This window comes from Ruegeria sp. HKCCD7221 (assembly GCF_013031225.1).
GTDB lineage: Bacteria > Pseudomonadota > Alphaproteobacteria > Rhodobacterales > Rhodobacteraceae > Ruegeria.
In genome coordinates, this window is the sequence record NZ_WPZE01000003.1 from 226527 (window position 1) to 239302 (window position 12776).

Below are 12776 nucleotides of genomic sequence, written 5' to 3' on the forward strand. Positions count from 1 at the left end.
GTCTTCCTCCCTTGCATGGTTGGCAACCCGCAGATTCAGCTATGCAGGAGCCACTTAAACGACGCGCACGGTATTCCTGAGCGTGCCGATTTCTGAAATTTCACAAACCACAGTGTCCCCGTCTTTCAGGAACTGTGGTGGGTCCATGGCGTATCCGACACCAGACGGTGTGCCGGTCGCGATTACGTCGCCAGGTTCCAGGGTCATACCTTCTGAAAGGGATGCGATCAGCGTTGGAATGTCGAAAATCATGTCCGACGTCGATCCGTTTTGGCGCTGTTCGCCGTTGACTGTTAATCCGATTGATAGAGCGTGCGGATCACTGATTGTATCAGCGGTCACTATGAAGGGGCCCAATGGGCAAGACCCATCTAAACCTTTGCCTTTAAAATACTGCCCACCATGTCGGCGTTGAATGTCGCGTGCGGTGATGTCATTGAGGATCGTATAGCCGTATACATGGTCGTATGCGTCAGCCTTGGCTATGTTTCGCCCCGGTTTTCCAATCACAACTGCCAGTTCAACTTCATAGTCAATGGCATGTGAGACCGAGGGGAATATCAGAATGTCTGCCTCTGGCGCCACAATCGATGTCGGCGGTTTTGTGAAGAAGACCGGATGCTCTGTTACGCCAATTTTTTGGTTTTGGGCACGTTCGCCCTCGGCGATGTGTTCAGCATAATTGCGCCCGACACAGAAAACGTTCTTACGCGGGGAAGGAATTGGTGCCAGAAACGGCGCGTCATCCGGGACCAGTGCGTCGTTTAGATTACCCGTTTCGGCCGATGAAACGAGGGTTTTCAAAACGCCGAGCGTTTCTTTTCCGCCTGCGATCAGATGCTGCATTGAACCTGCGTCCAGCGCTTCGCCAAGCACTTGCGCTGCGCGCAAAACGTCCAACTTGCCGCCATCGTTTAGTATTGCCACGCAAACGGCGTGGCCCTCTACGGAAACAGTTGCTAACCGCACTCGGCACTCCTCCCTCGTGCTTGTGTCAAGACGTGGTCACGGATCCTGTCCGGCGACTCGTTTCTTGCTTTCCTCTTGCCCTTGAGTTTTTTCCGACTTGGCGTTTCAATCAATCAACCAATCGCCAAATTGGGTGGAGATATGAGTGCACCAACCGAACTCGCGCACCGTGTACGCGACATGATTAACAATGCCGGATACAGGCATAACGACAGGCTCCCACCTGAACGTGAGCTGTGTTCAAAACTTGGGACCACTCGCAATCAGTTGCGAAGAGCGTTGGCAGAGCTTGAGGCCCAGGGGCTGATCTGGCGTCATGTGGGGCGGGGAACATTTGTTGGTTCCAGGCCGGTTCTCAACCTCACCGATGTAACTTATTTGGGCAACCAAATTAAACCTGAGCAGGTTGTATCTGTTAGATTTACTATCGAGCCGCAGCTTAGCCGCCTCGCAGCGCTCCATTCCACACGTTCCGATCGTGAGCAAATGAGGCTATGCGCGGACAAATGTCGTACCGCAGAGGATTGGCGCACGTACGAAGCTTGGGACAATAATTTGCATTACGCTATAGCCCGCTCCACTCGTAACCAGCTCTTTTTATACTTCTTTGAGACTTTGAATTCGGTTCGAAGATCGATTGTTTGGGGGCAGCCACGCGAAACTTTAAAGCCCGCAGAAAACTATTCCAGCTTTAGCGAACATGATGTGATCGTGTCTGCCATAGCAAAGGGCGACTGTGAGCTTGCGGCCAGTGCCATGGTGGATCACCTGAAATCGGTTTATTCGCGGGTGCTGCCTACGAGCATCCAGTCCGACAGCTGAAGTAGCGCTGGCGCCCAACCAATTCGGGAAATGGTCGGGGCAGATTGTAGCCGTTGGTCTTGCAAAACAGCCTGAATTTTGGCGATGACTTGGTAAGCCGCCGCGCCCGTTTGAATGTGGCGTGGCATCGATCGGAAGGTATCTGACCGTTCGGAAATCCGATCTTTGGCAGTCAAGCGTTCAGGAGGAAAGCGATGTCCGATCATGTAATTCCCGCGCCGCAGGTGCATGTCATACCCGTATCGGGGGGCGGCACGTTCCCGGTCCGGCGTGTCTACTGCATTGGGCGAAACTACGCGGCGCATGCAATTGAAATGGGCCATGACCCGAACCGGGAACCTCCATTTTTCTTTCAAAAGAACCCAAACAATTTGGACCCTTCAGGGGAATTCCCGTACCCTCCGCACAGTTCCGACGTGCACCACGAAGCAGAAATGCTTGTTGCGCTCAAGTCCGGCGGCACGAATATCTCGGTGGACGATGCATTGGATCATGTCTTTGGGTACGGCCTTTCGCTTGATATGACCCGTCGCGACCTGCAAGGGCAGATGAAAAAGATGGGCCGCCCGTGGGAAATTGGGAAAGCGTTTGAGCGCTCGGCGCCATGCGGACCAATTCACAAGGCATCAGAGGTCGGGCATCTCGACAGAGGTCAGATTACTCTGACGGTGAATGGTGAAGTTCGGCAAGAAGGCGACTTGAACCAGATGATTTGGAAAGTCCCCGAGATGATCTCGTATCTGAGCGACTACTTCGAGCTTGCGGCCGGGGACGTTATCCTTTCAGGGACACCTTCTGGTGTTGGTCCCGTCAACCGAGGGGATGTTATGGTCTTGGCCGTCGACAAGCTGGGCAGCCTGAACGTACGCGTGACTTAGAACCTGCTGCGACGACCTAACATTGCGAAAGAAACCGATGCTTGTGTAAACGGATAACAGATGCCCCATTTAGTCGCTGAAATGATTGCACACCATGCAGACACGGCAAATGCCATTGGCGCCCCTGGCCAGCCTTGGTTAAGCTACCTTGGTTTGCGCGAGCATTGCGCGAAGGTCAAAGAGGATCTGCATCAGATCGGAATAGGGCGCGGCGACAGGGTGGCAATTGTGTTGCCTAACGGACCAGAGATGGCGACGGCATTCATATCCGTCGCCCAAGTGGCGACGACGGCGCCTTTAAACCCTTCTTATACTATCGAAGAATATGTATTCTATCTCAAAGACTTGAAAGCCAAGGCTCTTGTAGTAAGCGAAAACGAAAGTGGCCCAGCCGTGCAAGCGGCGACTGAACTGGGTGTGGCCGTCTTGCGGATTTCTAGCGATAGTTCTCGTCCAGCTGGACAGTTTTCCGTTTTGGCCTGTGACCCAATTGGAGTGGCTGATACATCAGCGCCGGGTGAAGATGACGTCGCCCTGATACTCCATACATCAGGAACAACGTCGCGCCCCAAGATCGTTCCTTTGACGCAGGCCAATATCTACTCGTCGGCACGGAACGTGGCTTCGTCTTTGAAGCTGACAATCGATGATCGTTGTCTAAGTATCATGCCGCTGTTCCATATCCATGGGTTGATCGCAGCAGTCGCGGCTTCTTTAGGCGCCGGATCGCAAATTAGCTGCGCCCCTGGGTTCAACGCTCTTAGTTTTTTTTCACAGGTCGCTGAGGTTGATCCGACATGGTACACGGCGGTTCCGACAATGCACCAAGCTATTCTCGCCCGAGCCGCCCGAAACCAATCAGTCATTGAGCAATCGCGCTTGCGTTTCTTGCGGTCGTCTTCCGCGTCGTTACCCGCGCCGGTCATGGAAGAGTTGGTGGCGACATTCAATGCGCCTGTCATCGAGGCCTACGGTATGACTGAGGCCACGCATCAAATGTGTTGCAACCCGCTTCCTCCACAAAAGCAAAAGCCCGGATACGTCGGAGTAGCAGCGGGCCCTGAAGTCAGAATTGCAGACGAAACGGAAAATGTATTGATCGCTTCGCGGGATGTCGGAGAAATCGTTATCAGCGGTCCGAACGTGACCCCTGGGTATGAGAGCAACCCGCAGGCAAATGCAGACAATTTCTTTGAAGCGGATGGAAAACTCTGGTTTCGCACCGGTGATCAAGGGTCGTTCGACGAAGAGGATTATCTGCGACTGACTGGACGCCTTAAGGAGCTTATCAATCGCGGTGGAGAAAAAATCAGTCCACTTGAAGTTGACGCCGTGCTTCTAAGCCATCCGGACGTTGCTCAGGCAGTTTGTTTTGCCGTTCCCCACGAGAAACTGGGCGAAGACATAGCGGCGGCGGTGGTGCTCTCAGAAGGAGCGACGATTGCAGGTCAGGACGTCCGGGATTTTGTTGGCGCACGGCTCGCAAAATTCAAGGTGCCGACTTCAGTGGTTATTCTCGAAGAGATACCAAAAGGTGCGACTGGTAAGATACAAAGGATTGGGCTGGCCGCTAAATTGGGACTGGCAAAGGCTTAGACACATGAAAGTTTGCATCTTTGGTGCCGGAGCTATCGGAGGTTACGTTGCTGCGAAGCTCGCGCAGACTGACATCGACGTCAGTGTCGTTGCACGTGGCCCACATCTGGCTGCAATGCAAGAAAAAGGGCTTACTCTCCATGAGGATGGGCAGGACCCGATCAACGTGCCAATACGCGCCTCGGACAATGCCGCCGATCTCGGCCCCCAAGACTATGTCTTTGTGACACTGAAAGCGCATTCCGTTCCAGCAGTTGTGGACTCGATCCAGCCACTGATTGGGGATGAAACGACAATAGTGAGCGGAGTGAACGGGGTACCCTGGTGGTATTTCCACAAGCTGGGCGGTCCCTTCGAGGGGACGAGATTGTCATCTGTAGACCCGGGAGACGCGCAATGGAACGGTTTCGGACCGGATCGTGTGCTTGGGTGTGTTGTTTATCCGGCCGCGGAAGTCATTGCTCCGGGATCGATCAAGCATGTCGAAGGCAATCGTTTTTCTTTGGGTGAGCCCGATGGCACTAAATCAGACCGTGCCTCCAATCTTTCGGCTGCATTGTCTACCGCCGGGTTACGCGCGCCCGTAAGACCAAGAATACGGGACGAAATTTGGCTGAAGCTATGGGGCAACTTGTCGTTCAACCCGATTTCCGCACTTACCCACTCAACACTTGATGTCTTGTGCACTGATGAAGGTTCACGCTCCGTGGCACGTGGAATGATGCTAGAGGCTCAGGAAATCGGTGAAAAACTGGGGGTTAGGTTCCCGATTGATGTCGAAAAGCGCATTGACGGAGGAGCGGCTGTCGGAGCACACAAGACCTCGATGTGGCAGGATTTGGAGCTGAACCGACCTATGGAAATTGATGCCTTGGTCACTTCAGTACAGGAATTGGGGCAACTGACCGGGATCGCAACACCCACAATCGACACTGTTGCATCACTGACAAAACTTAGGGCAAAGGTCGCGGGTCTTTACTAAGATTCTGCTGGCGATCATCTGAAGAGATCAGTTCTGGGCGGGCGGGGAGCTGAATAGCGATACGGCGCTACAAACGCAGATCTTTCAAGCGTCTTGTCAGAAGAACTTTGCTTGGGCGGGGCAGGAGTTTTGCTTGCTTTTGCCTATGCCTAGACCTGCCTCTTTCAAATTCTTAAAACCAATCTCGAGATCATCCACCTTTCGGTGATGCTGTACATCCGTTTTGTCCGCATTGTGTGAGTTCAGCCAGCCGATGAATTTGCGCTTGCAGCGAACGGCAGGTTCGGCGGGCCGCGTAACAGCACCAGTTGCCGACGGTCAATGGCAGGTTAGGGCCATTGGAACTTCCGGATGAATACAAGGTTGGAAAAAACGCACCGGTTTCAGTAGCAATCAGTGATCGTTAAAACCGAAATGATTTGAGTTTTTGTAATGAAATCAATGTGCGGTTTCTACGAACGCGACGCGAACCTACTTCCATCAAGACATAGACAAAGAACAAGAAAAAGAAATTGATAAAGAGCACCCCATCCGCTTGTGTTACGCAAATCACGGTCGCTGTGTTTGCTGCACAATGCCGAAAAACGAAGGCGCGGGTTAGCGAACCTGACGATGGTCGGGGCAGATCTATCGCTGACGCACGAAGGACGCTTAATCAGAAAGCGGCAACCAGATTGTTTTGCCGGTCCTTCTGTCTCGCCCAGCTTCGCGTTCCTTTTGTCCGTCGCGGATCCGGGTGCGGGGATTTTCAATCGGGTCTAGGCTGTTCAGATAGGGTGTCAGGCAATAGAAATCTTGCGGATGCTTACGCGATGGTTTCCGGGTGATCATCGCCCACATCCGCTTCAACATTTTAGCACCTGAACGTTTGTATTAGCTGGGTTTTTCACCTGAATAGTATTGCATGGATTGGGTTGTAGCGACCAGCGATTTCCCTGGGAATTGGGTATTCACCGAAAAACCTCATCTCCTTATTGTGACCTTTAGCTGTAATGTGCCAGCTGCCTACTTTTTTGCTGCAGCCAACGCTCCTTATGCCCGCAACCCGACCCCTTTGTTGTGCAACTCGATCACTGTAGCGACTCAAGTGATTAATCGGTGTGGGAGAAATTGTAGCGGTTAAAGTGAAGCTCTGATTTTGGATGCTCAATATAGCACCACCTACATTTTTTCAGAATGCTTAGGTTTCGGACGAAAGTGAGAATTAAAGAAAAGTCCTTTAGCTTGTGGTATCGAACCCCGAGAATCAGCTTACTTTTCTATCAGTTAAGGCCTGCCAATTTAGAGGTAGAAGTGTCGCAAGGCTTCGAGAAAACCAATTTCGTATACCACAGTTGGCACTCGCGCCGATTTTTCGGATAGCAAACAAGGAAGTTGAGAATGGTATTTTCAAAAGGTGGGCCCAGGGGTGGGCTGTAAATAGAATCAAAAACACAACACATTGATAATTAGATGAATTTTTTGGTGATATGGTGCTGCTGGAGAGAATTGAACTCTCGACCTCTCCCTTACCAAGGGAGTGCTCTACCTCTGAGCTACAGCAGCGCTGTGGGCGGGTGATTAGACTCAAACGAAACGGTGCGCAAGGGTGTCTGGACGGTTTTTTTTGCCTCCTGTAGAGAAAGACTATGGCAGATAGAAATACACCTAAAAAACACGGTAAACCCGGTGACGCACGCGAGGAACGGCTGAAGGCCGCGCTTAAGGCGAATATGGCGCGGCGCAAGGCGCAGGCCAAGGCGCGTGCGACATCTGGGGACAAGGCCGGCAAGGACGAGGGATAAGAGCAGATGGATTCGATTCTGGTGACGGGCAACGGGCCGCTGAACGGTCAGATACCGATTGCGGGGGCCAAGAATGCGTGCCTGACCCTGATGCCCGCCACGTTGCTAAGCGATGAACCGCTGACGCTTACCAATGCGCCGCGGCTGAGTGACATCAAGACCATGACCGCCCTGTTGCAATCGCTGGGCGCCGAGGTGTCGGCGCTGCAGGACGGGCAAGTGCTTGCAATGTCCAGCCATGACCTGACGAGCCATACGGCCGATTATGAGATCGTGCGCAAGATGCGGGCTTCGAATCTGGTGCTAGGCCCGCTGCTGGCGCGGTTTGGTGAGGCTGTGGTCTCGCTTCCCGGCGGTTGCGCGATCGGTGCGCGACCAATGGACTTGCACGTCGAAGGGCTTGAGGCGCTGGGCGCCGAGATCGAGTTGAAAGACGGTTATCTACATGCCAAGGCTTCAGGTGGGCTGAAGGGCGCTGTGCATGAGATGCGTTTTGCATCCGTCGGTGCGACCGAAAACATCGTGATGGCAGCGACATTGGCCAAGGGCACCACGGTTCTTAAAAACGCAGCGCGCGAACCCGAGATTGTCGATCTGGTGGAATGCCTGCGCAAGATGGGCGCGCAGATCGCCGGTGAGGGCACGTCGACCATCGAAATTCAGGGCGTCGACCGTTTGCACGGCGCGACCCATCAGGTTGTGACCGACCGGATTGAACTGGGCACCTATATGCTGGCTCCGGCCATGTGCGGAGGTGAGGTCGAATTGCTGGGTGGCCGTATGTCTCTGGTCGAAAGCTTCGCGGCGAAACTGGATGCCGCAGGTGTGAAAGTCACCGAAACCGATGAGGGTCTGAAAGTCGCGCGCAAGAACGGTCGCGTCAGCGCAGTTGATGTGGTCACCGAACCATTCCCGGGTTTCCCGACGGACCTGCAGGCGCAGATGATGGCATTGATGTGTACGGCCGAGGGGACATCTGTTCTAGAAGAGCGTATCTTTGAAAACCGGTTCATGCACGCACCCGAACTGGTGCGTATGGGGGCCGACATCGAAGTGCATGGCGGCACGGCCACCGTGACAGGGGTCGAGCGGTTAAAAGGCGCGCCCGTCATGGCGACGGATTTGCGTGCGTCGGTATCGCTGATTTTGGCGGGATTGGCGGCAGTAGGTGAAACGACGGTCAGCCGGGTCTATCATCTGGATCGCGGATATGAACATGTGGTGCGCAAGCTCGAAGGCGTGGGTGCCAAGATTGAACGGATCAAGAACCAATGACTGATGCAAGTTTCCACGACGGTCGCGAGGCCCCTCTGAACCTGGGCGCGCAGGACCCTGACGACCTACGGGTGATCTCGACACTCACTCAGGACGCGGTGTTTCCGATCACCGAGATGACGTGGCGCCCGTCGCAACGTCGTTTTGGCCTGCTGCTCAATCGTTTTCGGTGGGAAGACAAGGAGGCTGCTGCCCTTCGCGATCGGCCATTCGAGCGTGTGCAGTCGGTGTTGGTCTTTGACTCGGTCCTTTCGGTTGCCAGCCAGGGTATCGACCGCAGCGACAAGGACATGGTCATGTCCCTGTTGTCGGTCGATTTCGAGGCCGCAGAGGATGGTGCAGGTCAGGTCTTGCTAACCTTGGCCGGAGATGGCGCAATTCGCCTGACGGTCGAAGCGCTGGACGCCACCCTGAAGGACGTCACCCGACCGTATCAGGCTCCATCCGGGCAGGCCCCGCACCATCCGGAATAAGCGCGGCATAGCGCAGGCGTTCTCTGGGCCATCCACGGGTCTGGAGCTGCGTCGCGCGACCGTGTTTGACGTGTTTCAGATTAGCCGGGTTCTGACCCGGTCGATCACCTATCTTTGCGCTGGTGACCACCATAAAGACGCCGCTCTGCTGGCGGCGTGGACGGGTAACAAGGATCCTCAGACCATAAGGCGATGGATACAGTCGGGGGCGACCTTATGGCTGGCCGAGGTAGATGGCGTCGTCGCTGGTGTCGGTGGGGTGCGCCACGGGGCGGAACTCTCGCTGCTTTACGTCGACCCCGCCTATGTGCGGCGCGGGATCGGGTTGGCATTGCTGGTCCGATTGGAGCATGAGTTAGCCGGGCAGGGATGCACGACGGCGCATCTGAATGCCACGACAACTGCCCGCGCGTTCTATCGTCGCTATGGGTGGTTAGATGTAGGCGCGCCGACAAACTGGCTTGGTATGCCGCATTATCCGATGCGCAAATCGCTGCACCCTGCTGCTGAAGGGTTGAGGCCAGCCCATCCGGGCGATATGTCCCGGTGAAACGCCCCGGAGAGCACAATATGCCCGTCTTTCTAGATACGACCTCGCGCGAATTCGAACCAGCGTTCAAGGCGCTGTTGTCCGCCAAGCGCGAGGATAGCCCCGACGTTGACGCCGTTGTGGCACAGATTATTGAAGATGTGCGCACCCGTGGTGACGCGGCAGTCATAGAACTGACCGCAAAATTTGACCGACTTGGCCTGACGCCTGACACATTGGCTTTTTCAGCGGCTGAAATCTCCGAAGCCGTGGCACAGGTCACGCCCGATGATCGCGCCGCCTTGGAATTGGCCGCGAGCCGAATTCGGGCATATCATGAACGGCAGATGCCGTCTGATGATCAATGGGTTGATGAAACCGGTGCGACATTGGGCTGGCGCTGGTCTGCCGTATCGGCGGCTGGCTTGTATGTGCCGGGTGGTTTGGCCTCGTACCCGTCCTCTGTGTTGATGAATGCCATTCCGGCAAAGGTGGCAGGAGTTGAGCGGCTGGCGATTGCCGTGCCGACGCCGGACGGTCAAGTGAACCCGCTGGTTTTGCTGGCGGCGCAACTTTCGGGTGTGGATGAGATTTACCGCATTGGCGGAGCACAGGCGATCGCGGCGTTGGCCTATGGCACGGGCACGATTGCTCCGGTCGACAAGATTACCGGACCGGGCAACGCTTTTGTCGCCGCCGCAAAGCGTCGTGTCTTCGGCAAGGTCGGCATCGACATGATCGCTGGGCCCTCTGAGGTTTTGGTGATTGCCGACAAGGATAACGACCCGGATTGGATTGCACTGGACTTGCTGAGTCAGGCCGAGCACGACGAAAGCGCGCAGTCGATCCTGATCACGAACGATGCTTCGTTTGGGCAGGACGTAGCAAAGGCCGTGGCGAAACGGCTTGAAACGCTGCAGCGGAGCGCGATCGCCGGTGCCAGTTGGCGTGATTTCGGGGCGATCATAACAGTGCGCGATCTGGATGAGGCGGCGGAGTTGTCCAACCGAATCGCACCCGAGCATCTAGAGCTGTGCGTGTCTGATCCAGTCGCGCTTAGTGAAAAAACGGTCCATGCAGGTGCTATCTTTCTTGGGCAATACACCCCCGAAGCGATCGGAGATTATGTCGGCGGCCCCAACCACGTGCTGCCCACGGCGCGGTCAGCGCGCTTTTCGTCGGGCCTTAGCGTTATGGAATTCCTCAAGCGGACCACCCTTAGCCAGATGACGCCTGAGGCATTGCGCGAAATTGGCCCCGCGGCCGAGCAACTGGCCCAGTCAGAAAGCCTTGAGGCACATGGTCTGTCCGTCACGGCACGGCTCAAACGGCTGAACGAGTGAAAGCTTGGCGGCCCAAAGTTGGAACCCGACACGCATCTGACCCACTGGCATCCCGGTATGTTCGCCGACCCATTGCTACAAAAGAGCAAATTGACCCAGCGGAGCCGTCGATTTGATCCATTCCCGCGTTGTCCAATTATTTCTGTTGCGATAAGCCTGATCCGACCTGAACGGACTGCACACACATGACCCGCATTTCGCATATCGAACTGGATGACCGCAATCTGCCTCCGCCGACCCCTGAGATCGAGCAGGAGCGCAAGGTCGCGATCTATGATCTGTTGGAAGACAACTCGTTTGTCCTGCCCAAACGCGGGGACAGAGTGGTGCCAGACGGTCCCTACCATGTGCAGTTGTCGATCCGCGACAAACGGCTGGTGTTCGACATCGCGACCGAGGCCGAGGAGAAAGCGGCCGAATTCCATCTTTCGCTGGGGCCGTTCAAGCAGGTGGTGAAGGATTACTTCCAGATTTGCGAAAGTTATTTTGATGCGGTGAAGTCTCTGCCGCCCAGCCAAATCGAAACCATCGACATGGCCCGGCGCGGCATCCATAACGAGGGCAGCCGGGTCCTGCAGGAGCGGCTGGAAGGTAAAGCCGAAGTCGATACCGACACCGCCCGCCGCTTGTTCACGCTGATCTGCGTGCTGCATTTCGGGGGGTGACGGGTGACGCCTCTGCCGCAGTCCATCCTGTTCTGTTGCGACCATAATTCGGTTCGGTCACCCATGGCCGAAGGCATCATGAAAAAATTCTATGGCACCGGCACATATGTCCAGTCCGCCGGTGTTCACAATGACTTGGAAATCGACGGGTTCTGCATTGCAGTGTGCCAGGAAATTGGTGTCGAACTGTCCCGCCATCGTTCACGCTCGTTTGATGAGATGCAGGAATGGGGCGACGACCTCAGCTCGTTTGACCTGATCGTCGCGTTGTCGCCCGCCAGCCAGCGCCGGGCGCTGGACTTAACCCGGATTTTTCATCTGGATGTCGATTATTGGCCAATTATGGACCCTACTGGACTGGGCGAGAACCGCGAAGAAAAGCTACATCACTACCGACAGACCCGCGATCAGATCATCAAGCATCTGAAAGACCGCTGGGGCGAGCCTACGGAGTGATCATGAACGAGACCGTCAAAATCTATTTCGACGCCTTCAACGCAGGTGATGTGGAGGGCATGTTGGCGTGCCTGTCCGACGATGTGGCCCACCATGTGAACGAAGGTCAAATACGGGTTGGCAAAGAACAGTTCGCAGCCTTTTGCGCCCATATGAATCGCTGCTACCGCGAGAACCTGACCGACATCGTGGTGTTCGACGCCGAAGGTGGCACCCGCGCGGCGGCCGAATTCACCGTGAACGGCACCTATCTGGAAACTGATGAAGGCTTGCCCGAAGCGCATGGACAGACCTATCGCCTTCCTGCGGGCTCGTTCTTTGACCTAAAGAACGGAAAAATTACCCGCGTTACGACCTTCTACAACCTCGCTGACTGGACCAAACAGGTCTCGAATGGCTGAGGTTACAGCCGTCCGCCCCCTAACCGGAGCGGCGTTGGAGGCCGCTCTGGACGATGTCGCGCGCTTGCGGATCGAAGTGTTTCGGGCGTGGCCTTACCTTTATGATGGCGATCTGGATTACGAACGGAAATACCTGCAATCCTACCGTGATAGCGACAAGTCCATCGTTGTAGGTGCCTTTGATAGTAATCGGCTGATCGGCGCATCCACTGGTGCCCCTCTGACCGACCATTCCGACGATTTCGCAGCGGCTTTTGAGGGCGCAGGTCTTGACCTGTCGCAAATCTTCTACTGTGCGGAATCCGTTTTGCTGTCGGACTATCGGGGGCAGGGTGTTGGCCACAAGTTCTTCGATCTACGCGAGTCGCATGCCCGTGAACTGGGCTTCAAGAAATGTGCCTTCTGCGCGGTCCAACGCCCGGTGGATCATCCGATGCGGCCCGATAATTACCGCCTGCTGGACGCGTTCTGGCGCGCGCGCGGGTATGAGCCTATGCCCGGTGTAGTTGCGCAGTTTTCGTGGAAGGATATCGGCGAAGAGGCCGAGACAAAGAAACCGTTGCAATTCTGGATCAGGAATCTGAACGCGTAGCTGCGCTGTCA

The 12776-nt window shown here is 55.4% G+C and carries 14 protein-coding genes and 1 tRNA gene; 13 read left to right on the forward strand and 2 right to left on the reverse strand.

The genetic code is table 11. From position 1 onward, the window contains the following. Positions 1 to 54 precede the first annotated feature (54 nt). The gene (locus GOX73_RS10175) at positions 55 to 969 is read right to left on the reverse strand and encodes a fumarylacetoacetate hydrolase family protein (protein ID WP_281995639.1); all 915 of its coding nucleotides are present in this window, start codon (positions 967 to 969) and stop codon (positions 55 to 57) included. 141 nt (positions 970 to 1110) lie between these two features. Between GOX73_RS10175 and GOX73_RS10180 the strand changes: the two genes are divergently transcribed. The 4 genes from GOX73_RS10180 (at position 1111) to GOX73_RS10195 (ending at position 5247) form a co-directional block, all read left to right on the forward strand. Continuing rightward, positions 1111 to 1791 carry a FadR/GntR family transcriptional regulator gene (locus tag GOX73_RS10180; RefSeq protein WP_171126179.1) on the forward strand — a complete coding sequence of 227 codons (681 nt, stop codon included), beginning with the start codon at positions 1111 to 1113 and terminating at the stop codon, positions 1789 to 1791. Between the two features lie 194 nt (positions 1792 to 1985). Next, positions 1986 to 2669: a fumarylacetoacetate hydrolase family protein gene (locus GOX73_RS10185; RefSeq protein WP_171126178.1), complete on the forward strand. Its 684-nt coding sequence runs from the start codon at positions 1986 to 1988 to the stop codon at positions 2667 to 2669. A gap of 60 nt (positions 2670 to 2729) precedes the next feature. Then, a complete protein-coding gene (locus GOX73_RS10190; protein ID WP_171126177.1) occupies positions 2730 to 4265 on the forward strand; it encodes an acyl--CoA ligase in 1536 nt (511 codons plus the stop codon). A gap of 4 nt (positions 4266 to 4269) precedes the next feature. After that, complete coding sequence (locus tag GOX73_RS10195) at positions 4270 to 5247, forward strand: 2-dehydropantoate 2-reductase (RefSeq protein WP_171126176.1); 978 nt, start codon at positions 4270 to 4272, stop codon at positions 5245 to 5247. Positions 5248 to 6717: 1470 nt separating this feature from the next. Here GOX73_RS10195 and GOX73_RS10200 read toward each other — a convergent pair. After that, a tRNA-Thr gene (locus GOX73_RS10200) sits at positions 6718 to 6792 on the reverse strand. A gap of 83 nt (positions 6793 to 6875) precedes the next feature. Between GOX73_RS10200 and GOX73_RS10205 the strand changes: the two genes are divergently transcribed. From GOX73_RS10205 to GOX73_RS10245, 9 genes are all read left to right on the forward strand, one after another. After that, positions 6876 to 7031 (forward strand): hypothetical protein, encoded by a 156-nt coding sequence (locus tag GOX73_RS10205; RefSeq protein WP_171123585.1) that lies wholly within the window; start codon positions 6876 to 6878, stop codon positions 7029 to 7031. 6 nt (positions 7032 to 7037) lie between these two features. Further along, positions 7038 to 8306 carry a UDP-N-acetylglucosamine 1-carboxyvinyltransferase gene (murA, locus tag GOX73_RS10210; RefSeq protein WP_171126175.1) on the forward strand — a complete coding sequence of 423 codons (1269 nt, stop codon included), beginning with the start codon at positions 7038 to 7040 and terminating at the stop codon, positions 8304 to 8306. Next, a complete protein-coding gene (locus tag GOX73_RS10215; RefSeq protein ID WP_171126174.1) occupies positions 8303 to 8779 on the forward strand; it encodes a DUF2948 family protein in 477 nt (158 codons plus the stop codon). Before murA ends, GOX73_RS10215 begins: the two co-directional genes overlap by 4 nt. 61 nt (positions 8780 to 8840) lie before the next feature. After that, positions 8841 to 9329, forward strand: a complete 489-nt coding sequence (locus tag GOX73_RS10220; protein ID WP_371808585.1) for a GNAT family N-acetyltransferase — start codon at positions 8841 to 8843, stop codon at positions 9327 to 9329. A gap of 20 nt (positions 9330 to 9349) precedes the next feature. Further along, positions 9350 to 10651, forward strand: coding sequence for a histidinol dehydrogenase (gene hisD / locus GOX73_RS10225; protein WP_171126173.1), 1302 nt, complete (start codon positions 9350 to 9352; stop codon positions 10649 to 10651). Between the two features lie 185 nt (positions 10652 to 10836). After that, positions 10837 to 11316: a UPF0262 family protein gene (locus GOX73_RS10230; protein ID WP_171123578.1), complete on the forward strand. Its 480-nt coding sequence runs from the start codon at positions 10837 to 10839 to the stop codon at positions 11314 to 11316. 3 nt (positions 11317 to 11319) lie between these two features. Beyond that, complete coding sequence (locus tag GOX73_RS10235) at positions 11320 to 11772, forward strand: low molecular weight phosphatase family protein (RefSeq protein ID WP_171123576.1); 453 nt, start codon at positions 11320 to 11322, stop codon at positions 11770 to 11772. Positions 11773 to 11774: 2 nt separating this feature from the next. Beyond that, the gene (locus tag GOX73_RS10240; RefSeq protein WP_171126172.1) at positions 11775 to 12173 is read left to right on the forward strand and encodes a ketosteroid isomerase-related protein; all 399 of its coding nucleotides are present in this window, start codon (positions 11775 to 11777) and stop codon (positions 12171 to 12173) included. Then, complete coding sequence (locus GOX73_RS10245) at positions 12166 to 12765, forward strand: GNAT family N-acetyltransferase (RefSeq protein ID WP_171126171.1); 600 nt, start codon at positions 12166 to 12168, stop codon at positions 12763 to 12765. The genes GOX73_RS10240 and GOX73_RS10245 overlap by 8 nt, the downstream gene beginning before the upstream one ends. The last annotated feature ends 11 nt before the right edge of the window (positions 12766 to 12776 follow it).

What these genes read in the sequence shown, in the direction of transcription:
- GOX73_RS10245 (WP_171126171.1), top strand. Translation starts at nt 12,166, where the DNA reads ATGGCTGAGGTTACAGCCGTCCGCCCCCTAACCGGAGCGGCGTTGGAG.
- hisD (WP_171126173.1), top strand. Translation starts at nt 9,350, where the DNA reads ATGCCCGTCTTTCTAGATACGACCTCGCGCGAATTCGAACCAGCGTTC.
- murA (WP_171126175.1), top strand. Translation starts at nt 7,038, where the DNA reads ATGGATTCGATTCTGGTGACGGGCAACGGGCCGCTGAACGGTCAGATA.
- GOX73_RS10205 (WP_171123585.1), top strand. Translation starts at nt 6,876, where the DNA reads ATGGCAGATAGAAATACACCTAAAAAACACGGTAAACCCGGTGACGCA.
- GOX73_RS10185 (WP_171126178.1), top strand. Translation starts at nt 1,986, where the DNA reads ATGTCCGATCATGTAATTCCCGCGCCGCAGGTGCATGTCATACCCGTA.
- GOX73_RS10195 (WP_171126176.1), top strand. Translation starts at nt 4,270, where the DNA reads ATGAAAGTTTGCATCTTTGGTGCCGGAGCTATCGGAGGTTACGTTGCT.
- GOX73_RS10215 (WP_171126174.1), top strand. Translation starts at nt 8,303, where the DNA reads ATGACTGATGCAAGTTTCCACGACGGTCGCGAGGCCCCTCTGAACCTG.
- GOX73_RS10180 (WP_171126179.1), top strand. Translation starts at nt 1,111, where the DNA reads ATGAGTGCACCAACCGAACTCGCGCACCGTGTACGCGACATGATTAAC.
- GOX73_RS10230 (WP_171123578.1), top strand. Translation starts at nt 10,837, where the DNA reads ATGACCCGCATTTCGCATATCGAACTGGATGACCGCAATCTGCCTCCG.
- GOX73_RS10190 (WP_171126177.1), top strand. Translation starts at nt 2,730, where the DNA reads ATGCCCCATTTAGTCGCTGAAATGATTGCACACCATGCAGACACGGCA.
- GOX73_RS10240 (WP_171126172.1), top strand. Translation starts at nt 11,775, where the DNA reads ATGAACGAGACCGTCAAAATCTATTTCGACGCCTTCAACGCAGGTGAT.